The 663-nt window shown below is 27.8% G+C and carries 1 protein-coding gene; it reads right to left on the bottom strand.

Annotated elements, in window-relative coordinates:
* A partial coding sequence (locus ELQ04_RS08510; RefSeq protein WP_134224525.1) for a 6-hydroxymethylpterin diphosphokinase MptE-like protein occupies positions 1-663 on the bottom strand: 663 nt, incomplete at both ends.

Below are 663 nucleotides of genomic sequence, written 5' to 3'. Positions count from 1 at the left end.
CATCCTGTATAAACTCATCTTCATCTAAAGAGTGATTGAAATTTTCTATATTTTGATAAACTTTTTCTAAAAATTCCAAAGGTAAAATAAAATCTTTACTGAGTATATTTTCTAAAATTTGTTTTAAAGCTAAAGCATCATTTAAAAATCTTTTAGCATTATCTTGATCTTTTTGTATTTTTTCTTTGAATTTAACTAGGAGTTTGTCACTTCTATTTTTAGTTAAACTTTTTGGAAGTTCAAATTTAGGTTTTTCTTTTGCAAGGAGTTTTTCACAACATTCTTTAAAGGAAAGTTCTTCAGTAAAATTAATTCTTACTCCACCTTCAGTAGCATTGTAAAATTTAGCCTTTTGATCATTGCAAGCAAAAAGATATTCAAGTTTTATACGATAATCATTCCAAGTTATATGGGTTAAAACTTCTCCTTTGCCTCCATAGGCAGGGACTTTAAGTTTATCTATATTTTCTTCACCGCTAAATTTCTCTCCAAAATCAAAACCTTTTGAGTGTGAATTTCCTTCTTCATCAAAGGCTAAATCTTGCCCTATCATAATAATATTTTTAAATCCTAAAGCTAAAGCTAAAGTATAAGAAAAATGACTTACATGAGTACCTGTATCAACATAACCAAAGTCGTTAAGATTGAAGCGTTGATATAAAG

This window comes from Campylobacter sp. CH278, assembly GCF_004378845.1.
GTDB classification, from domain to species: Bacteria; Campylobacterota; Campylobacteria; order Campylobacterales; family Campylobacteraceae; genus Campylobacter_D; species Campylobacter_D jejuni.
This window is presented reverse-complemented; position numbering and strand designations above follow the sequence as displayed.